Origin of the sequence: Streptomyces sp. NPDC005775, assembly GCF_042871565.1 — a bacterium.
Lineage (GTDB): Bacteria > Actinomycetota > Actinomycetes > Streptomycetales > Streptomycetaceae > Streptomyces.
Map to the genome: position 1 here is coordinate 125,256 of NZ_JBIAIU010000003.1, position 20,015 is coordinate 145,270.

At 71.5% G+C, this 20,015-nt stretch carries 16 protein-coding genes; 9 read left to right on the plus strand and 7 right to left on the minus strand.

What is annotated here, in order from left to right; genetic code table 11:
• Positions 1–32: 32 nt before the first annotated feature.
• Entirely contained in the window at positions 33–1,949 is a 1,917-nt protein-coding gene (gene ftsH, locus ACFYPA_RS07985; RefSeq protein ID WP_389130534.1) for an ATP-dependent zinc metalloprotease FtsH, read from the minus strand.
• Positions 1,950–2,076: 127 nt separating this feature from the next.
• Here ftsH and yhfZ point away from each other — a divergent pair, with 127 nt between their 5' ends.
• The 8 genes from yhfZ to ACFYPA_RS08025 all read left to right on the plus strand — a co-directional run bounded on the left by yhfZ (position 2,077) and on the right by ACFYPA_RS08025 (position 9,835).
• The gene (gene yhfZ / locus ACFYPA_RS07990; RefSeq protein ID WP_359077591.1) at positions 2,077–3,015 is read left to right on the plus strand and encodes a GntR family transcriptional regulator YhfZ; all 939 of its coding nucleotides are present in this window, start codon (positions 2,077–2,079) and stop codon (positions 3,013–3,015) included.
• Between the two features lie 92 nt (positions 3,016–3,107).
• Complete coding sequence (locus ACFYPA_RS07995) at positions 3,108–3,494, plus strand: PRD domain-containing protein (protein WP_359077589.1); 387 nt, start codon at positions 3,108–3,110, stop codon at positions 3,492–3,494.
• Positions 3,495–3,551: 57 nt separating this feature from the next.
• Positions 3,552–3,908 carry a DUF2620 domain-containing protein gene (locus ACFYPA_RS08000; RefSeq protein WP_359317176.1) on the plus strand — a complete coding sequence of 119 codons (357 nt, stop codon included), beginning with the start codon at positions 3,552–3,554 and terminating at the stop codon, positions 3,906–3,908.
• A gap of 47 nt (positions 3,909–3,955) precedes the next feature.
• On the plus strand, positions 3,956–5,293 hold the full coding sequence (locus ACFYPA_RS08005) for a YhfT family protein (protein ID WP_359077585.1): 1,338 nt from the start codon (positions 3,956–3,958) through the stop codon (positions 5,291–5,293).
• Between the two features lie 48 nt (positions 5,294–5,341).
• Positions 5,342–6,295 (plus strand): phosphotriesterase, encoded by a 954-nt coding sequence (locus ACFYPA_RS08010; RefSeq protein ID WP_359317179.1) that lies wholly within the window; start codon positions 5,342–5,344, stop codon positions 6,293–6,295.
• Between the two features lie 2 nt (positions 6,296–6,297).
• Positions 6,298–7,413: an aminotransferase class V-fold PLP-dependent enzyme gene (locus ACFYPA_RS08015; RefSeq protein ID WP_359077581.1), complete on the plus strand. Its 1,116-nt coding sequence runs from the start codon at positions 6,298–6,300 to the stop codon at positions 7,411–7,413.
• A gap of 2 nt (positions 7,414–7,415) precedes the next feature.
• The gene (locus ACFYPA_RS08020) at positions 7,416–8,582 is read left to right on the plus strand and encodes a YhfX family PLP-dependent enzyme (RefSeq protein WP_359077579.1); all 1,167 of its coding nucleotides are present in this window, start codon (positions 7,416–7,418) and stop codon (positions 8,580–8,582) included.
• A gap of 11 nt (positions 8,583–8,593) precedes the next feature.
• Positions 8,594–9,835, plus strand: coding sequence for a phosphopentomutase (locus tag ACFYPA_RS08025; RefSeq protein ID WP_359077577.1), 1,242 nt, complete (start codon positions 8,594–8,596; stop codon positions 9,833–9,835).
• Between the two features lie 77 nt (positions 9,836–9,912).
• Here the strand turns inward: ACFYPA_RS08025 and ffh are convergent, their stop codons facing one another.
• From ffh to ACFYPA_RS08050, 5 genes are all read right to left on the minus strand, one after another.
• A complete protein-coding gene (ffh, locus tag ACFYPA_RS08030) occupies positions 9,913–11,466 on the minus strand; it encodes a signal recognition particle protein (protein WP_359077575.1) in 1,554 nt (517 codons plus the stop codon).
• 131 nt (positions 11,467–11,597) lie between these two features.
• Positions 11,598–14,051 carry a [protein-PII] uridylyltransferase gene (locus ACFYPA_RS08035; protein WP_359077573.1) on the minus strand — a complete coding sequence of 818 codons (2,454 nt, stop codon included), beginning with the start codon at positions 14,049–14,051 and terminating at the stop codon, positions 11,598–11,600.
• Positions 14,052–14,082: 31 nt separating this feature from the next.
• Positions 14,083–14,421 (minus strand): P-II family nitrogen regulator, encoded by a 339-nt coding sequence (locus ACFYPA_RS08040; protein ID WP_136330688.1) that lies wholly within the window; start codon positions 14,419–14,421, stop codon positions 14,083–14,085.
• Positions 14,418–15,764 (minus strand): ammonium transporter, encoded by a 1,347-nt coding sequence (locus ACFYPA_RS08045; protein WP_359077571.1) that lies wholly within the window; start codon positions 15,762–15,764, stop codon positions 14,418–14,420. The genes ACFYPA_RS08040 and ACFYPA_RS08045 overlap by 4 nt, the downstream gene beginning before the upstream one ends.
• 400 nt (positions 15,765–16,164) lie before the next feature.
• On the minus strand, positions 16,165–17,640 hold the full coding sequence (locus ACFYPA_RS08050; protein WP_359077570.1) for a hypothetical protein: 1,476 nt from the start codon (positions 17,638–17,640) through the stop codon (positions 16,165–16,167).
• Between the two features lie 422 nt (positions 17,641–18,062).
• On the opposite strand from ACFYPA_RS08050, the gene ACFYPA_RS08055 reads away from it, so the two are divergent.
• Positions 18,063–18,725, plus strand: coding sequence for a bifunctional DNA primase/polymerase (locus ACFYPA_RS08055; RefSeq protein WP_359077568.1), 663 nt, complete (start codon positions 18,063–18,065; stop codon positions 18,723–18,725).
• Between the two features lie 73 nt (positions 18,726–18,798).
• On the opposite strand, the gene ftsY is transcribed toward ACFYPA_RS08055, so the two are convergent.
• The gene (ftsY, locus tag ACFYPA_RS08060) at positions 18,799–19,995 is read right to left on the minus strand and encodes a signal recognition particle-docking protein FtsY (RefSeq protein ID WP_359077566.1); all 1,197 of its coding nucleotides are present in this window, start codon (positions 19,993–19,995) and stop codon (positions 18,799–18,801) included.
• Between the last annotated feature and the right edge of the window lie 20 nt (positions 19,996–20,015).

A 20,015-nucleotide genomic window follows, 5' to 3' on the forward strand; every position in this document is an offset into this window, starting at 1 on the left:
CGGCACCGTAGAGCGGCTCTACCGGAGAACGGCTACTTCACCGTCCGGGTGATCCCCGCCGCCCGGTAGGCCTCCGCCTCGTCCAGCGTCTCGTTCGCCAGCAGCGCGGCGGCCAGCGCGTCCAGCCGTTCCCGGTTCTCGCGCAGCATCCGGCAGGCCTCCTCGTAGCACTCGTCGACGATGCGTCGCATCTCCCCGTCCACCGCGTCCAGCGTCGCGGGCGCCGCCGACAGGCCGTACGCCTGCTGGGCATCGCCCGGGATCGCCGTCAGCCGGCCCACTTTGTGGCTCATGCCCCAGCGGCCGGCCATGCCCCTGGCGAGCTGGGTGACCTGCTCCAGGTCGCTCTCCGCGCCCGTGGTGATGACCTCGAACACCACCTGCTCGGCCGCCATCCCGCCGAGCGCGCCGATGATCCGGCCGCGCAGGTACTCCTCCGTGTACGCGTACTTGTCGGCGTCCGGCGTCGAGAGCGTGACGCCCAGCGCGCGGCCGCGCGGCACGATGGTGACCTTGCGGACCGGGTCCGCGCCCGGCTGGAGCATCCCCAGCAGCGCGTGCCCGCTCTCGTGGTACGCGGTCCTGCGCCGCTCCTCGTCCGACATGACGAGCGAGCGCTCCGCCCCGAGCTGGACCTTCTCCAGCGCGTCCGAGAAGTCGGCGCCGTTGACCTCCGGCTGCCCCCGCTTCACGGCGAGGAGCGCGGCCTCGTTGGCGAGGTTGGCGAGGTCGGCGCCGGTCATGCCCGGAGTCGTGCGGGCCACCTGGGCCAGGTCCACGTCCCCGGCCATCGGGATCTGCCGGGTGTGGATCTCCAGGATCGCCTCCCGGCCGTTCCTGTCCGGCGGGCTGACCTGCACGGTCCGGTCGAAGCGGCCGGGCCGGGTGAGCGCCGTGTCGAGCACGTCGGCCCGGTTGGTCGCCGCGAGCACCACCACGCCCTCCGAACCGGAGAAGCCGTCCATCTCCGTGAGGATCTGGTTGAGCGTCTGTTCTCGCTCGTCGTGCCCGCCCATGCCCGAGCCGCCGCCGCGGGCCCGTCCGATGGTGTCGATCTCGTCGATGAACACGATGGAGGGGGCGACCTTGCGCGCCTCGGCGAACAGTTCCCGGACCCGGCCGGCGCCGACCCCGACGATCATCTCGATGAACTCGGAGGCCGAGGCGGAGAAGAACGGCACTCCCGCCTCACCCGCGACCGCCCTCGCCAGCAGCGTCTTGCCGGTGCCGGGGGGCCCCGCGAGCAGCACTCCCCCGGGCATCCGCGCACCCATCTTCCGGTAGGCGGCCGGGTTCTTCAGGAAGTCGACGACATCGTTGAGCTCTCCCTCGACCTCGTCGATGCCCGCCACGTCCTTGAACGTGGTACGCCGGTCCCCTTCCAGCTCGACCGGTTTCGGCGGGGCCTTGCGGCCGAAGCCGCCCATGCCGCCGCCCATCGGGCCGCGCGACATCCGCCGGGCGATGAACACCCACAGGAGGACGAGCAGCAGCATCGGCGCCAGCGAGATCAGCAGGTTGGCGAGGAAGCTGCGTTCCTGGACGACCGGTTCGGCGGTGACCGTGACGTTGTCCTTGACGAGTTCGCCCCAGAGGTTGTCATCGGCGAAGGCGGGCCGTTGCGTGACGAACTTCGTGTACTTGTCGTCGCTGCCCGGGACTTTCGCCTCCTTCTTCAGCTGCCCCTGGATGGCATCGCCCTTGGAGTAGATCTTGGAGACGTTGCCCGAGGTGACCTGCTTGCTGAACTCCGTGTACGCGATCGTCGGCTCGTCCTTGCCGTTGAAGAACGAGAGCACCAGATTGGCGATCAGATAGACGGCCAGCGCCATCAGCAGCAGTCCGCCCCAGCCTCCTGGCATCTTCCGGCCGGGTGGCGGGGGCTTCGGCGCGCCCTCGGAGCGCCAGGGCTGGTCCGTCCGATCACGCGGAGGTACGGGGCTGGTCACGTGTGCTCCTCTGCCGGCGGCCACTTCTCGTGACATTAAGGGAGAAACCACACAAAAACCTCCGGAGTATCTGACACTTCGCGGGACATGCTTGTCAGTATCCAGAATCCTGTTTACTGTTCCCTTCGTGAACGCCTTCGATGACCGCTTCCTCACGCGCAACGGACTGGCCGCCCGCCAGCTCGCGGTCCTGCTGCTCAACCACGAGCCGGACACGCGACTGCCCCGGGTGCGGGACTATGCGCAGGAGCTGGGCTGCGGAAACGGCACGGTCCAGGCGGCCCTTCAGCTGCTGGAGGAGTCCGGCGCCATCAGGACGACCGCCCGCGGGCACCTCGGCACCTTCCTCGTCCACTCGGACCGCTCCATACTCTGGCGGCTCTCCGGGCTCGGGACGCTGCTGGCGGCGATGCCCCTGCCCTACTCCCGCCGGTACGAGGGCCTGGCGACCGGACTGCGCAGCGCCTTCGAGGAGGCCGGCGCACCGTTCGCGATCACGTTCATGCGAGGCGCCGGAGCCCGTACCGCCGCACTGCTCGAAGGCAAGGTCGACCTCGTCGTCCTGTCCCGCTTCGCCGCCGACGAACTGATCGCCGAGCATCCGGTGGAGCTGGTGGCCGACCTGGGCCCGGCCACCTACGTCGGCGCGCACGGCATGCTCCTGCGGCACGGCGTGGACCTGAACACCCCGGGCCTGCGGGTCGCCGTCGACCACGCGTCGGAGGATCTGCGCATGCTGGTCGATCTGGTCTTCGCCGGGCGCGAGGACGTCCGGCGGCTGGAGGCCTCGTACATGCAGCTGCGCGATCTCTTCGCCCGCGAGGAGGTCGACGCCACCGTCTGGAACCTGGACGAGGTGCAGGACCGGCTCGGGTTCGGCGTCGACGTGCTCCCGCTGGGGGACGAGGTCACCCGAGAGCTGTCGCTGCGCAACTCCAGCGCGGCCATCATCGGCCGGACCGACGGGACCAAGGCCCTGGCCGCCGTCCGGGACTCACTGGACCTCTCGCTGATCACCTCGCTCCAGGGCGAGGTGCTCAGGGGCACGCGCGTGCCCTCGTACTGACCGCGGAAAGGGACGAAGGTCCTGCCGGGGCGGGACCTTCGCCCTCATCAAAATACAAAATCCTGGTTACTGTCGATTTTAGGAGGATCGCCATGGACGACCAGCTGGCCATGCGGCTTCAGCTCTTCCGCGAAGGCGGACAGATCAAGCCCGAGGTAGCCGACTTCGTCACGGCCGAGCTGGCCGCTCTCGAAGCGGAGGGCCGCACCGTGACCGAGGCGACCGCGGGCATGCTGACCAGCCATCTGATGATGGCGCTCACCCGGCTCCTGAACGGCGAGCCCATCGAGCAGTTCCTCACCGACGACCAGGTCGCCGCCGAACTGGCCGGACACCCCGACGCCGTCTCCCGCGCCCGCGCCGTCGCCGAGCGCGCCCGGCGGGAACTCGGGGCCGCCCTCCCGGAGTCCGAGGTGAACTTCCTCGGCATGCACCTCGCGGTGCTGGCCCGGCAGACCCCCGCCGCACCCTCCTCCTGACCACTCCCCCTCGGGCCGGCGCGACCCGGCCCGAACCACCAGAAAAGAAGCACGGACATGACAAAGATCCTCACCGGCGGCGTCGGCAAGACCGAGGTCACCAGCACCATCAAGCAGCTCGGCATCGAAGGGCTGGAGGTCGTCGCCTCCAGTGACATGGACGCCGCGATGAAGCTGCGCGTCGCCCAGGCCGACTACTACCTGGGTACCTGTCACACCGGCGCCGGCGCCTCGCTCGGCGTCCTCGTCGGCCTGATGGGCAGCGCCGCCTGCCACACCTTCGGCCGCAGCGTCCCCACCGAGGAGCAGATCAACGCCCTGCTGGCCGAGGGCAAGAAGGTCTTCGGCTTCTCGATGGACCAGATCGACATCATCGCCCCTCTCATGGCGCGCGCCATCGCCGCCCGCGGCTGACCCCAGCCACCCCGATCCGATCACCCCGGGCACGAAGGAGTGACCCCGTGAGTACGACACTCGCAGCCGGCGCAAGCCTCGATTTCTCGCTGGCCCAGCAACTGACCGTCATAGCCCTCTGTGCGCTGACCGCGTACATCTCGCACATGGCACTGGCCGTCTTCAACGACGGCGTACGTCCGTTCCTCCTGGACTTCATCCAGGGGCGCACCACGCGCAGCGCGACGACGGCGGTCTCGTTCGGCCTCTCGGCCGGATTCATCTTCGGACTCGGCGCCCCGATGGCACTGTCCACCGGTGTGCTGAACCCGTGGCTCCTCTTCCTGCCCACCGACATCCTCGGCATGCTGTCGCCGAAGAAGTGGCTCGCGCCGATCCTCGGCGGCGCCTGGGGCGCGGTCGTCGTCTTCGGCCTCAACGGCGCCAACGACGTGGCACACGACCTGCCGGTCGACTTCATCACCGCCATGCAGCAGATGTCGACGCCGATCCTCTTCCTCTTCACGCTGTTCCCGGTGCTGGCCATCACCAAGCAGTTCGGCCGCAAGTGGGGAGGCATCGCCGGGCTCCTGGAGTTCGCCCTGGTCGTCATGACCATGAAGCTGTGGCCCAACATGTTCGCCGGCGCACTGGCGATGGCCGTCGGCGTGCTGATGCTCATCGGCCTCGCCGTCGCCAAGGACCTCGCCCAGCGCAAGGCCGACAGGGCCGCGGGCGTGAGCGAACCGGTCATCGAGGGCGACGACCCGATGGCCTCCCTCTTCAGTGCCAGTGCGGCCCGGCTGCGCAGGTACCTGCCCCTGTTCATGGTGCTGGGCGCCGGAGTCTGTGTGCTCGCCCAGATGCACATATTCGGCGGCGGCGAGGCAACCAGCTTCCTGATCGCCAAGGGGCACTACTCCGAGGCCGCCCAGGTCGACTTCTACCGGGTCTTCGGTTTCATCCCGCTGATCGCGACCACCGCGCTGGCCTCCGGCGCGTACGGCATCGCGGGCTTCACCCTCGTGTACCCCATCGGCTACCTGATGCCGAACCCGTTCCTCGCCGCGATCGTCGGCGCCCTGGTCTTCGCGGCCGAAGTGCTGGCCCTGTCCTACATCGGCAAGCTCCTCGGCCGGCTCCCCAGCGTCCGCGACTCCTCGGAGCACCTGCGCAGCGCGATCAGCGACACCCTCCAGCTGGCGATCCTCTTCGGTTCGCTGATGGCGGCCAACGCCATGGGCGGCGGCCTCGGCATCCTCGTCGTCGGCGGGCTCTACCTGCTGAACGAGGCCATGGGCCGGCCGATCGTCCGCATGGCCGCGGCACCGGCGGCGGTCATCGTCGGCGGCATCCTCCTGAACCTCCTGTACTGGATGGACCTGTTCACACCGATCAAGGGTTAGGGCCTCTCGTCCGGATCACGCAGGCCACCCCAAGAAGGACCCCCCACGATGAACAGCCCCGCCCCCGTGCTGCGTACCGTCCTCGGAGACATCGCCCCCGACGCGGTACGCGGCCCCGCCCTCGCCCACGAACACCTCGTCCTCGACCTCGACCACCGGGGTGACGGCGCCGCGGTGCTCGCCCCCGGCCGGCACACCGCCGCCGTCACCGCCGAACTGGCCGCACTGCGCAAGGAGTACGGACTCGCCCTCGTCGTCGAGCTGACCTGCCGCGGCATGGGCCGCGACGTGCGCACCCTGGCCCGTATCTCCCGGGACGCCCAGGTCGCGGTCGTCGCCGCGACCGGCTGGTACTACGAGCCGTTCCACACCCCCGAGATCGACCGCGGCAGCGTCGGCGAACTCACCGAGACCCTCGTCCGTGAGATCGGCGACGGCATCGACGCCACCGGCATCCGCCCCGGCGTCCTCGGCGAGATCGGCAGCCACGGGGACACCCCGACTCCGCCCGAGAGCAAGGTGCTCCGCGCGGCGGCTCGGGCCGCCCTCGCCACCGGGCTCTCCGTCGCCACCCACGCCCAGCTCGGCCGCGGCGGACTCGCCCAGCTGGAGCTGCTCACCGGCGAGGGTCTGCCCCCGCACCGGATCTCCCTCGGCCACCAGGACCTGCTGGACGACCCGGCGGTGCACCGGGAGCTGGCCGCGAGCGGCGCGTACGTGGCCTTCGACACCATCGGCAAGGACGGCTACCAGAGCGACGACACCCGGCTACGGCTCCTGCTCGCCCTCCTGGAGGCAGGACACGCCGACCGGGCCCTGCTCAGCTGCGACATCTCCCGCCACGGCTACCTCACCTCCGAGGGCGGCCAGGGCTACGGCCACCTCTTCGGCGGTTTTCTGCCCGAGGTCCGCGCGGCGGGCGCGGACGAGGACCTGATCGACCTGCTGACCCGCCGCAATCCGCTGCGCTTCCTCACCGGCGCGAACGTGGAAGAGAGCTGACCATGAACCCCGTACTCCCCCGGACGTTCCCGCTGGCGACCGTGGCCCCGGCCGACGCCGTCGCCCGGCAGTTCCGGCTCATCGAGGCCACCGCCCGGCACTTCGAGGGCCCGCAGCTCTTCGCCTCCGACGCCGGGGTCGTGCCCGGCCTCGGACGCCCCGCCACCACCGCCCGCGTCGAGGCCGTCCTCGCCGACTTCTTCGGCGCCGAGGACGCCGCCTTCGTCCAGGGCGCGGGCACCGGCGCGATCCGGGCGGCGCTGGGCGCCGCCGTCCGTCCGGGCGACCCCCTCCTCATCCACCGCGCGCCCGTCTACCGCACCACCGAGGTCACGCTGCGCGGCATCGGGGCCGAGACCGTCGAGGCCGACTTCAACGACGCCGACGAGCTGCGCGAGGCACTGGAGTCCGGCCGGTTCCGCTGGGCCTACGTCCAGCACACGCGGCAGCGGCTCGCCGACTCCTACGACCCCGGCGCCGTCCTCGCGGCCTGCCGGGCCGCCGGCGTCCGCACGATCGTCGACGACAACTACGCCGTGATGCGCACCCCTGCGGCCGGGGTCGAACTGGGCGCCGACGCCTCCTGCTTCTCCCTGTTCAAGCTGCACGGCCCGGAGGGCGTCGGCATCGTCGTCGGCGCCCGCGACCTGGTCGAGCACATCCGCCGCGACAACTACTCCGGCGGCGGCCAGGTCCAGGGCCACCAGGCACTCGACGCGCTGCGCGCGCTCACCCACGTACCGCTCATGTGGTCCGTGCAGTCCCAGGTCGGCGCCGAGGTCGCCGAGCGGCTGGCCGCGGGCGAGGTGCCAGGCGTCGCCGAGGTCCGGCTCGCCAACGCGCAGGACCGGTGCCTGCTCGTCCGCCTCGACCGGCCCGTCGCCGGGGAACTGCCCGCCGTCGCCGCCCGCTTCGGCGCGGCCCCGTACCCCGTCGGCTCGAACTCCCGCTACGAGATCACGCCGCTCTTCTACCGGATGTCCCGTTCCGCCCTGGACGACTCCCCCGAACTGGCCGACTGGACCGTACGCATCAACCCGATGCGGGCGGGCGCGGACCTCGTCATCGAGATCCTGCGCCGCTCGCTGGCCGCACTGAACGACCCGAAGGACCACTGACCGTGTTTCTCGACACCGTGCTGACCCGCAACCCCGGGCTCGTCGAGGCCGCGGCCGCACTCCACCGCGACGGCCGGATCCCGCCGGACACCTATGTGATGGACCTCGACGCCATCGAGGCCAACTCCGCGCTGCTGGCCGCCGAGGCCGACCGGCTCGGCATCTCGCTCTGGTTCGTCGTCAAACAGCTCGGCCGCAACCCGGAACTGATCCGGGCCATCGCCCGGCACATCCCCCGGTACGCCGCCATCGACCCGCCCGAGGCCCGCACCCTGCACGCCTCCGGCGCCCGGGCCGGCAACCTCGGCCACCTCGTCCAGATCCCGCGCCGCGACCTGCCCGAGATGCTGGCATGGCGCCCCGAGACCGTCACCGTCTACGACCTGGACAACGCCCGCGCGGTCTCCGACGCCGCAGAACGGCTGGGGTTCGTCCAGGACGTCCTGATCCGCCTCGAAGGCGCCGAGGGCAGCGTGTACCCCGGCCAGGAGGGCGGCGTCCCGCTCACCCGGCTCGACGCGTTCGCCGACGCCGCCGAACAGCTGCCCGGCATCCGGATCGCGGGGGTCACCGCGTTCCCGTGCGTGCTGTGCGACCCGGCGACCGGAATCCCGTACGCCACACCCAACTTCGCCCTCGCCCTCAAGGCCCGCGAGGCACTCGCAGACCGCGGCCACCGGGACCTCGGGCTGAGCGCCCCCAGCGCCACCTCGATGGCCTCCCTGCCGCTGCTCGCGGGCCTCGGCGCCACCCACGGCGAGCCGGGCCACGCCCTGACCGGCACCACCCCGCTGCACGCACTCGACCCGACGCAGCCCGAGACACCCGCCTACGTGTACGTCACCGAGGTCGCCCACACCCTGGACGACGGCCGTCCCGCCGTCTTCGGCGGCGGGTTCTACGCCCGCTCCCACATCAGGAGCGCCCTGCTGCCGCGCACCGGGGCACGCCTGAACGTGCAGGACGCACCCGCCGAGAACATCGACTACTACCGGCTGCTCGACGCACCCGCCCCCGGACAGGACGTCCGGATCGGCGACACCGCGCTGCTCGCCTTCCGCACCCAGATCTTCGTCACCCGCTCGACCGTCGCCGTCGTCTCCGGAATCGCATCCGGTACGCCCCGTCTCAACGGTCTGTACGACGCCCAGGGCCGGTCCCTGAGCTGAGGAGGCACCCCATGGCCAAGACCGTCATCGTCGTGATCGACGGATTCGGCATCGGCGCCATGCCCGACGCGGGCGCCCCGCGCCCCGGCGACCTGACCGCCGACACCTGCGGACATGTGCTGGACCACTGCCGGGAGGCGTTCGGCCGCCCGCTGCGGCTGCCGGTGCTGGGATCGCTCGGGCTCGGCCTCGTCCACCCGCACCCCGACCTCGCCCGGCGCACCCACCTGCCCGTGGCCGCGGGCCGGGCGGCGCTCGGCTATCCGGGCGCCGACACCTTCGCCGGTCACCAGACCATGATGGGCGCCGACTTCAGCCGGGTCACCGTCGCCCGGCTCGCCGATCACATCGACGAGGTGACCGCCGCCCTCGAAGAGGCCGGTCACCGGGTCGAGCCGCTGGACGGCAAGCCGCTCCTGGTCGTCGACGGCGTGGTCCTGGTCCACGACAACCTGGAGGCCGACCCGGGGATCAACTGGAACGCGTCGGGGCGGCTGGAGGACCTGCCGTTCGACGGGCCGGACGGCATCCTCGCCGTGGCCCGCACGGTACGCACCGTCGCCCCCGTGGCCCGGGTCATCGCGGTGGGCGGACACGCGGACGGCCCGCTGGAGCGCTTCGTGCGGGCCGGGGAGGAGGTCACGGTCGGCCTCGACACCCCCGCCACCGGCTTCTACCGCAACGGCGGCCTCGAAGTGCGGCACCTGGGTGCCGGAATCGACCACACCCGCCAGCTCCCCGACCTGGCCGCCCGAGCGGGCATCCCCGTCACCCTGGTGGGGAAGGCCGCCGACATCCTGGCCTGCGACGCCGCGACCCGGCACCCGGCCGTGGACACCGCGGACGTCCTCACGCACACCCTCGAAGCGGTACGCGCCTGCGGCGACGGCCTGGTGATCGCCAACATCCAGGAGACCGACCTGGCCGGACACCAGCAGGACACCGAGCGCTACGGACATCTCCTGGAGCAGGCCGACGCGGGCCTGGCCGCACTCGTCGCCCTGCTCGACGCACCCGGTGACCGCCTCATCGTGACCGGCGACCACGGCAACGACCCCACGGTCGGGCACGCCTTCCACACCCGTGAGTACGTCCCCGTCCTCATCCACCGGCCCGGAGCGGACGGCGTGGAGCTGCTGCCGGACTCGGAGAGCCTGGCGGACGTCGGCGCGACCGCCGCCGTGTCCCTGTCGCTGGACCCGGACGGACTGGCGAACGGCCGGGAGCTGCGGACGGGCCGGCGGGCGGCGTAGGAACCGGCACGACGCGGACATGTGTAAGGGGCGCCCGCCAAGAGCGGGCGCCCCTTACACATGGCTCATCCGGGCCGTCAGCCCATGAACTTCTTGAACTCGTCCGGCAGCTCGAAGTTCTTGTCGTCCTGACCGGCCGGCAGACCGAGCGCGCCGCCCTGGGCCGCCTGCTCCCGGCGGGCGGCCTCGGCCGCTTCCTCGGCCTTGCGCTTCATCGGGTTACCGCTCTTGCGCTTGCCCTTGGCCTGCTTGACCTGCTTCTTCTGCCGACCGGGTCCGCCGCCCATGCCCGGCATCCCGGGCATCCCCGGCATGCCGCCGCCCTGCGCCATCTTCGACATCATCTTGCGGGCCTCGAAGAACCGCTCGACCAGGTTCTTCACGGCGCTGACCTCGACACCGGAGCCCTTGGCGATACGGGCCCGCCGCGAGCCGTTGATGATCGTCGGCTCGGCGCGCTCCTTCGGGGTCATCGACTTGATGATCGCGGCGGTGCGGTCGACGTCACGCTCGTCGATGTTGTTGATCTGGTCCTTGATCTGCCCCATGCCGGGCAGCATCCCGAGCAGCTTGGAGATCGAGCCCATCTTCCGGACCTGCTCCATCTGGGCCAGGAAGTCGTCGAGCGTGAAGTCCTTCCCGCCCTTGCTGGACGCCAGCTTGGAGGCCATTTGAGCGGCCTCTTCCTGGCTGAAGGTCTTCTCCGCCTGCTCGATCAGGGTGAGCAGGTCACCCATGTCGAGGATGCGGGACGCCATGCGGTCGGGGTGGAAGGCGTCGAAGTCCTCGAGCTTCTCACCGTTCGACGCGAACATGATCTGCTTGCCCGTGACGTGGGCGATCGACAGGGCCGCACCACCGCGGGCGTCACCGTCGAGCTTGGAGAGCACCACGCCGTCGAAGCCGACGCCGTCGCGGAAGGCCTCCGCGGTGTTGACCGCGTCCTGGCCGATCATCGCGTCGACGACGAAGAGGATCTCGTCCGGGTTGACCGCGTCGCGGATGTCCGCGGCCTGCCGCATCAGCTCCTGGTCGATACCGAGGCGTCCGGCGGTGTCGACGACGACGACGTCGTACTGCTTGGTCCGGGCGAACTCGATCGAGTCCTTGGCAACCTTGACCGGGTCACCGACGCCGTTGCCCGGCTCGGGCGCGTACACCGCGACACCGGCGCGGTCGGCGACGACGCTCAACTGGTTCACGGCATTGGGGCGCTGGAGGTCACAGGCGACGAGCAGCGGGGAGTGGCCCTGGCCCTTGAGCCAGACGCCGAGCTTTCCGGCGAGGGTCGTCTTACCGGCACCCTGGAGACCCGCGAGCATGATCACGGTCGGCGCGGTCTTCGCGAACCGCAGCCGCCGGGTCTCGCCACCGAGGATGGAGACGAGCTCCTCGTTGACGATCTTGACGACCTGCTGAGCGGGATTCAGCGCCTGGGAGACCTCGACGCCGCGCGCCCGCTCCTTGACGTTGGCGATGAAGGCGCGCACGACGGGCAGCGCGACATCCGCCTCGAGGAGGGCGATACGGATCTCGCGAGCCGTGGCGTCGATGTCCGCCTCGGACAAGCGGCCCTTGCCCCTGAGGTTCTTGAAAGTCGCGGCAAGGCGGTCGGAGAGAGTATCGAACACGGCGCTCGTCGGTCCTCAGGGTCGGGGGCGGGGGCAGGTAGTCGTCCCCCAGGGTATCCGGACGCCGGAGAACGCAAAGCCCTCGCCCGGTTCTCGTGACGGACGAGGGCTTCTTCACATGTCCGTCGGGCTCACCCGAGGGCCTTCTCGATCTCCCCGGCCAGCTCCGCGGCCCGCTCCGCGGACAGCGGTTCACCGTCCGCGTCCGTGACGTAGACGGTGTCCACCGCGTTCGCCCCCAGCGTCGACACGTGCGCGCTGCGTACCCGTACCGCGCTCTGTTCCAGCGCCCGTCCGATCCGGTGCAGCAGGCCAGGGGCGTCCTGGGCGCGCACCTCGATCACCGTGGCCAGCTGCGATCCCGCCGCCGCGACCGTCACCCTGGGCGGCGGGGCCTTCACCCCGCGGCGCCTCGGGTAGGCCGCCTCGCGCTCGGCGAGACGGGCCCGGATGTCCAGGGAGCCGTCCAGCGCGCGGACGAGGTCGGCGCGCAGCCGGGCCGCCTGGGGCAGGGAGCCGTACTCGGCCGCGACGCGCCAGCTGAGCAGCAGCAGGTCCGCGCTCTCGCCCAGTTCGGTGGGGAGCTCCACCGCCCGCAGGTCGGCGGCACGGACGGTGAGGCGGTGCAGGGCGAGGACGCCGGCGGCGGCGGGCAGGACGCCGGGTCGGTCGGGGAGTGCGATGAGGAGTTCGACGCCGACGGGTTCGGGGCCGCCGTCCTCGTGCGGCGCCTCGGTCTGGGTGTGCAGCGAGAGGACCGGTTCGCCGGTGCGCAGGGCCTCGATGGCCAGGCGCTCCTGTTCGGCGCTGGGGGCCTCGGGTGCGGGTTCCTCGGGTGCCTCGCCGGCGAGGACCGCCGCGACGCGCCTGACCAGGTCGGTGACGAGGGAAGCGCGCCAGGTGGACCAGGCGGCGGGCCCGGTGGCGAGCGCGTCGGCCTCGGTGAGCGCGTGCAGGAGCTCCAGCGTGGAGGCGGTACCGACCGCCGTGGCGACGGAGCGGACCGTGGCCGGGTCGTCGAGGTCCCGGCGGGTGGCGGTCTCGATCAGCAGCAGGTGGTGGCGGACGAGGGTGGCGATGACGCCCACGTCGTGCTGGTCGAAGCCGATCCGGGCGGCCATGTCGCGTGCGATGACCTCGCCGGCGACGGAGTGGTCGCCGGGCCAGCCCTTGCCGATGTCGTGGAGCAGCGCCGCGACCAGCAGGAGGTCGGGGCGTCCGACGCGGCGGGTGAGGGAGGAGGCGCGGACGGCCGCCTCGACGAGGTGGCGGTCGACGGTCCAGGTGTGGACGGGGTTGCGCTGGGGCCGGCAGTGGACTCGTTCCCAGTCGGGCAGGAGCCGGGTGACGAGCCCTTCGGCTTCGAGGGCCTCCCAGACGGGGACGGTGGCCTCGCCCGCGCCGAGGAGGGTGACGAGCTCCTCCCGGGCCTCGGCGGGCCAGGGCACCGGCAGCGGTTTGGCGGCTGCGGCGAGGTGGCGTACGACGTGGCGGGAGAGCGGGAGCTCGGACTGGGCGGCCGCCGCCGCGGCGCGCAGGACGAGGACCGGGTCACGCTCGGGCCGGGCGGTGCGGGCGAGCACGACCTCGCCGTCCGCCTCGACGACCCCGTCGGCGAGCGGGGTGCGGTCGACGGCGGGGGCCCGGCCGCCGCCCAGCATGGCGCGCAGCCGGGGGCGGGCCGAGCGGGCGCGCAGCACCCGGTTGACCTCGCGCCAGGTCACGTCGGTGGCGTACGAGACGGTGCGGGCGGCCTCGTACACCTGGCGCAGCAGGGCGTCGGCGTCGAGGAGGCCGAGGGCGGCGGCGACCTGGTCCTGCTCCTGGAGGGCGAGGCGGTCGGTGGCGCGGCCGGTGGTGAGGTGGAGGGCGTCGCGGGCGTCGAGGAGGACACGGCGGGCCTCGGCGAGGCCTTCGCGGGGGGCGTCGGCGACCCAGGAGGCGGCGACGGCGCGCAGGGCGGTGGCGTCCCGCAGTCCGCCGCGGGCCTCCTTGAGGTCGGGTTCCAGGAGGAACTGGAGCTCACCCTGGCGCTCGGCCCGTTCGCGGCAGAGCTCGTCGAGTGCGGGCAGGCGCTTGGGGGCCTGGTTCCGCCAGTCGGCGAGGATCGCGGTGCGCAGGGAGGCGACGAGTCCCAGGTCCCCGGCGACCGGCCGGGCGTCGAGCAGGCCGAGCTGGACCTTGAGGTCCTCGCCGGCTGTCTTCCGGGCTTCGGCCGGGGTGCGTACGGAGTGGTCGAGGGCCAGGCCCAGGTCCCAGACGGGGTACCAGACGCGGTCGGCGAGGGCCGCGACCGCTCCGGCGTCGGCGCTGCCGTCGTGCAGGAGCAGCAGGTCGAGGTCGCTGCGCGGGGAGAGTTCGCCCCGGCCGTAGCCGCCGACGGCGACGAGGGCGGCGCCCCGGACGCCGGCGTGCTCGGCCGCGGCGGTGAAGAGGCCGGTCAGCCACGTGTCGGTGAGCGCGGCGAGGGCCGCACGGCGCGGCGGCCCGGACCGCTCCTTCTCCTGGAGAAGGCGCAGCCGGGCCGCCGCGTAGCCGCTGGGTCCCGATTCCTCGGATTCGGTGGTCACTTCGGTGCTCGTCACCCAGCTGCCTTTCCGTGTGCGGAACAGTCGGTCAGAGTGCGTCCGGGCCGCGTTCGCCGGTACGGACCCGGATCGCGGTCTCGACCGGGACGCTCCAGACCTTGCCGTCACCGATCTTGCCCGTACGGGCGGCCTTGACGACGACGTCGATGAGCTGTTCGGAGTCCTCGTCCTCGACGAGGACCTCGATGCGGATCTTCGGGACGAGGTCGACGGTGTACTCGGCACCCCGGTAGACCTCGGTGTGGCCGCGCTGGCGCCCGTAGCCGCTGGCTTCCGTGACCGTCAGGCCCTGGACGCCGAAGGCCTGGAGGGCCTCCTTGATCTCATCGAGCCGGTGGGGCTTCACGACTGCGGTGATGAGCTTCATGCGTCCACCTTCTTGTTCGTCGGGGCTGCCGTGGTGCCGGGCGCGGTGCGCGGGGCCGCACCGCCGCCGGCGCCGCTGAAGTCGTACGCCGTCTCGGCGTGTTCGACCTGGTCGATGCCGGAGACCTCGTCGTCCTCCTCGACCCGCATCCCGATCGTCCTGTCGAGCAGGAAGGCCAGAATCGCGGAGACGACCAGAGAGTACGCGAGGACCGCGAAGACGCCGACGGCCTGCTTGCCGAGCTGGTCGAGGCCGCCGCCGTAGAAGAGGCCCTTGGCGTCGGACTGGACGCCGCCGGTGGCGAAGAGGCCGACGAGGAGCGATCCGGCGATACCTCCGACGAGGTGGACGCCGACGACGTCCAGGGAGTCGTCGTAGCCGAACCTGTACTTGAGGCCGACGGCCATGGCGCACAGCACACCGGCGATGGCACCGACGGCGATGGCACCGAGCGGGCTGACCGCGCCGCCCGCCGGGGTGATGGCGACGAGTCCGGCGACGGCGCCGGAGGCGGCACCGAGCGTGGTGAAGGAGCCGTGGCGGATCTTCTCGTAGCCGAGCCAGGCGAGCATCGCGGCAGCGGTGGCGACCTGCGTGTTGACGAACATGACCGCGCCGACACCGTCGTCGTTGCCGAGCCACGAGCCGGCGTTGAAGCCGAACCAGCCGAACCAGAGGAGACCGGCGCCGAGCATGACGAGCGGCAGGCTGTGCGGCCGCATCGGGTCCTTCTTGAAGCCGACGCGCTTGCCGATGACGAGGATCACGCCGAGGGCCGCGGCACCCGCGTTGATGTGGACGGCGGTGCCACCGGCGAAGTCGATGACGCCCAGCTCGAAGAGCCAGCCGCCCGCGCCCCAGACCCAGTGCGCGACCGGGAAGTAGACGACGGTGACCCAGAGGGTGATGAAGAGCGCCCACGAGGTGAATTTGACCCGGTCGGCGAGGGCACCGCTGATCAGGGCCGGGGTGAGCACGGCGAACATCAGCTGGAAGACGGCGAAGACGTACACCGGGATGGTGTAGCCGTCCCAGAGTTCCGTGACGCCGATCCCGCTGAGGCCGACGAAGTCCTGGCTCCATCCGATGATCGAGCCGGCGTCGGTGCCGAAGGCGAGGCTGAATCCGTAGAGCACCCACAGGATGGTGACGATCCCGAGGCTGATGAAGCTCATCATCAGCATGTTGAGGGTGCTCTTGACGCGGACCATGCCTCCGTAGAAGAAGGCCAGGGCCGGGGTCATGAGCATCACCAGGGCCGAGCAGATGAGCATGAACCCGGTGTTGGCGGCGGACAGCTCGATCGGAGCGTCTGCGGCAAGCGTCGTGATGCCTGGGGGCATCGGCGTCTCCTCGTCGTCGGTGCGGCCGCGTGCGGGGGCGGTGGGGACGTATCCACGTGCGGGACCACTGGGGAAAAGGTGCGGGCCGGTCGGACCGCCCTCCAGTTGCCGGTCGGTCCTTATGCGCCATGAGATTCGCCCAGCGCCGTTTCGGCCGATGCCACACGATGTTTCGCCGCAGTGACTAAGAGGACCGCCGTGTTACGTCCCCATGAACGCCCGTGCCGTATCCACGCTCGGGCCTACTCTGCGGCCTGAGCCGCATACGGTGCGGTTACGACGCTCCGGCAGGGGAACGACCACACGAACCGGCCACGACAACCACCCACTGACCAGGCAATCGGGGGAGCCGAAGTCGGTCCGTGCGGGGTGGCCGTCGTGGCCGGGGCAGAGGTGCCGCTCAGACCGCTTCCGCGGTCTCGGGCAGTTGTTCGGTGAGGAGATCGGTGAGCCGGGCCACCTCGGGAATGTCCCCGAAGTCCCTGGCAGCGGTGTCGACGGTCTTGCGCAGCCGGGTGTTGACGCGTTCCGAGCGGACCTTCTTGGCGACGCGCAGCGCCTTCTCGGCCAGCACGGTGGACTGCTCGGGCTCGCGCTTGAGGAGGTGCACGGTGGCGAGGCCGACGAGGTTGAGCGCGTACGACCGCTGGTGCTCGTCGTCCTCCCCGAAGAGCTCGACCGCCTTGCGCATCACCGGTTCGGCGAGCGAGGCGTACGTGGGACTGCGGCCGGCCACGTAGGCCAGGTCACGGTAGGAGTGCGAGTTCTCGCCGTTGAGCTCGGCCTCGGAGAAGAAGCGGATCCAGTCGGGCTCGGGCTCGCCGTCCATCCCCGCGTCGGAGAAGGTGTCCTCGGCCATCCGGACGGCCCGCTTGCACTTGCTGGGCTGGCCCATGTTGGCGTAGGCGCGGGCCTCCATCGCATACAGCATGGCCTGGGTCCGCGCGGTGGCGCATTCGCGGCTGCCGTACTGCGCGAGGTGGATGAGTTCGAGGGCGTCGTCGGGGCGGCCGAGGTGGATCATCTGGCGGCTCATGCTGGACAGGACGTACGAGCCCAGCGGCTTGTCGCCGGCCTCCTTGGAGGCGTGCAGGGCGAGCACGAAGTACTTCTGGGCGGTGGGCTGGAGGCCGACGTCGTAGCTCATCCAGCCCGCCAGCTCGGCCAGTTCGGCGGCGCAGCGGAACAGGCGCTTCGCGGTGGCGGCCGGCTGCGGCTCCTGGAGTAGGTCGGTGACCTCGTGGAGCTGGCCGACGACGGCCTTGCGGCGGAGCCCGCCGCCGCACTGGGCGTCCCACTGGCGGAACATCGCCGTGGTGGACTCCAGCAGGTCGAGCTCGGGCCCGGAGAGCCGGGACGGGCGGCGGGCGGCGTCGGCCGACTCCGGTTCGACGGGTCCGCCGGACGCGACGGGTACCAGCCAGCGCTGCATGGGCTCGATGAGGGCGGGTCCGGCGGCGAGGGCGAGGGAGCTGCCGAGGAAGCCGCGGCGGGCGAGCATCAGGTCGCTGCGGGAGAACTCGCTGAGCAGGGCGACGGTCTGGGGTCCGGCCCAGGGCAGGTCGACACCGGCCACGGAGGGCGCCTGGCGGGCGGCGCGCAGCCCCAGGTCCTCGACGGCGACGACGGAGCCGAAGCGCTCGGAGAACAGCTCGGACAGAATGCGCGGGATCGGTTCGCGCGGCTGCTCACCGTCGAGCCAGCGCCGCACCCGTGAGGTGTCGGTGCTGATGTGGTGGGCGCCCATCTGGCGCGCTCTGCGGTTCACCTGCCGGGCCAGTTCACCCTTCGACCAGCCGCTGCGCACGAACCATGATCCCAATTGCCCGTTGGGGCGCTTACCGGCATTCGCATCGCCCGCGCCGCTGCCACTCACTGGAACGCCCCCATCCGCCGAATACTGTCGCGCGAACCTCTATCAGAATGCCGCGAACCGATGCTGCCCGTATGCCCGTTGCCCACCATCGAACAGAAAATCGGGTTGCCTCCGGCATACCCATGCGCGCCCATACTCCCATGGTTCGTGTACCGACGGTAATCCTACGATCACCCTCCCGGGGAGGGTGTTTACAGAAACGCCACCATTCGCCACCCCTTCGAATGAACGCCATCACGTTCGGGCGCGATTCACTTGACAGACAGCGATCAGCGGCAGGCGCGGGGATACGCCCCGGGGCGTGCGAAAGGCCTCGCACCCCGGGGCGCCTCCCGCGCTCACGCCGGTCGGCCGGGAGGGCGGAGCGTCACGACTTCGCTCCGGTTCGTAACCACCGGCGCGTCGGACCCGTTGGAGGGGGCATGGGCTTCACGATCGGCGGCATCCGCGAGTTGCGCTCCGGCGCACGGCGCCGAGGCCGTGCACCGGAGGGCAGCATGGCGGTGGCCGAGTACACGGGACTGTGGGGCTGGGCGGTCGTCCCCGGAGCACGCGCCGCGGACGGCGCCTGCTCGTGCGGGAAAGCCCGTTGCCCCTCCCCCGGGGCGCATCCACTGGACTTCGCGCGGGAGGTTCCCGCCGGGGCGACGCTCGACACCGCGGCGCGCGCCTGGGCCGAGGTGCCCGGTGCGGCGATGCTGCTGCCGGTGGGCCGCAGCTTCGATGTGCTCGACGTCGCGGAGCAGGCCGGACGCCGGGCGCTCGTGCGGATGGAGCGGATGGGGCTGCCGCTGGGCCCGGTGGCGGTGACCCCGGCCGGCCGGGCGCAGTTCCTCGTGGCGCCCGGAGCGGCCGCCGAGCTGCCCCGGCTGCTGTACCGGATGGGCTGGGACGACACGGGCCTGGACCTGAGGGCCTTCGGCACCGGCTCCCACATCACCGCGCCCCCGTCGGACCAGGGCGGTCTCGGCCCGGTCCGGTGGCTGCGTCCGCCGGCCCTGGACACCGCGGCGGCACCTCCCGAAGCGCGGCTGCTGCTGGGCACGCTGGCGTACATCTGCCACCGACTGTCCCCCTGCGGCTGAACGGTTACAGCGAGGAGCCCGGTCGCACCGTGCGTGCGGCCGGGCTCCTCGAGGCAGTCGTACGGGGGAGGCCTCAGTCCCCGATCAGGGCGTCCACGAACGCCTCCGGCTCGAACGGAGCCAGATCGTCCGGCCCCTCGCCGAGGCCGACCAGCTTCACCGGGACGCCCAGCTCACGCTGGACGGCGATGACGATGCCGCCCTTGGCGGTGCCGTCGAGCTTGGTGAGGACGATGCCGGTGATGTCCACGACCTCGGCGAACACCCGCGCCTGCACCAGGCCGTTCTGGCCGGTGGTGGCGTCGAGGACGAGCAGGATCTCGTCGAGCGGTCCGTGCTTCTCGACGACCCGCTTGACCTTGCCGAGCTCGTCCATCAGTCCGGTCTTGGTGTGCAGCCGGCCCGCCGTGTCGATGAGGACGACGTCGGCGCCCTCGGCGATGCCTTCCTTCACGGCGTCGAAGGCGATCGATGCCGGGTCACCGCCCTCGGGCCCGCGCACGGTACGCGCACCGACGCGCTCCCCCCAGGTCTGGAGCTGATCGGCGGCGGCGGCACGGAAGGTGTCGGCCGCGCCGAGGACGACACTGCGGCCGTCGGCCACGAGCACCCGGGCCAGCTTGCCGGTGGTGGTGGTCTTGCCGGTGCCGTTGACGCCGACGACCATCACGACGCCGGGGGTCTCCGCGCCGCCCTCCGTCTTCACCGCACGGTCGAAGTCGGTGCCGAGCAGGGTCAGGAGCTCCTCGCGCAGCAGCTTGCGCAGCTCGTCGGGGGTACGGGTGCCGAGGACGCGGACGCGCTCCCGGAGCCGTTCGACGAGTTCCTGGGTGGGAGCGACGCCGACGTCGGCGGTGAGGAGGGTGTCCTCGATCTCCTCCCAGGTGTCCTCGTCGAGGTTGTCCCGGGACAGGAGCGTGAGCAGCCCCTTGCCCAGGGTGCTCTGCGAGCGGGCGAGCCGGGTCCGCAGCCGTACGAGACGGCCGGCGGTGGGCTCGGGGACGTCCAGCGCGGGGGCCGCGGGCGTCTCCGGTTCAGCGGTTTCCGGGGCCTCCTCGGGCGGAAGGCCGACCTCCTCGATGGTGCGGCGCGAGGTGTCGCGCGGCGTCTCGGCCTCCTCGCCGACATGGGGCTCGGCGGGAGGAGTGAGGGTCGGCGTGCTCGACGGTGCCGGGGGCAGCTGCTTCTTCTTGCGGCTGCTGACCACGAGCCCGCTGATCACGCCGACCGCGACCAGGGCGATGACTACAGCAAGGATGACGAATTCCATAACGGACCCAGTATCGGTCA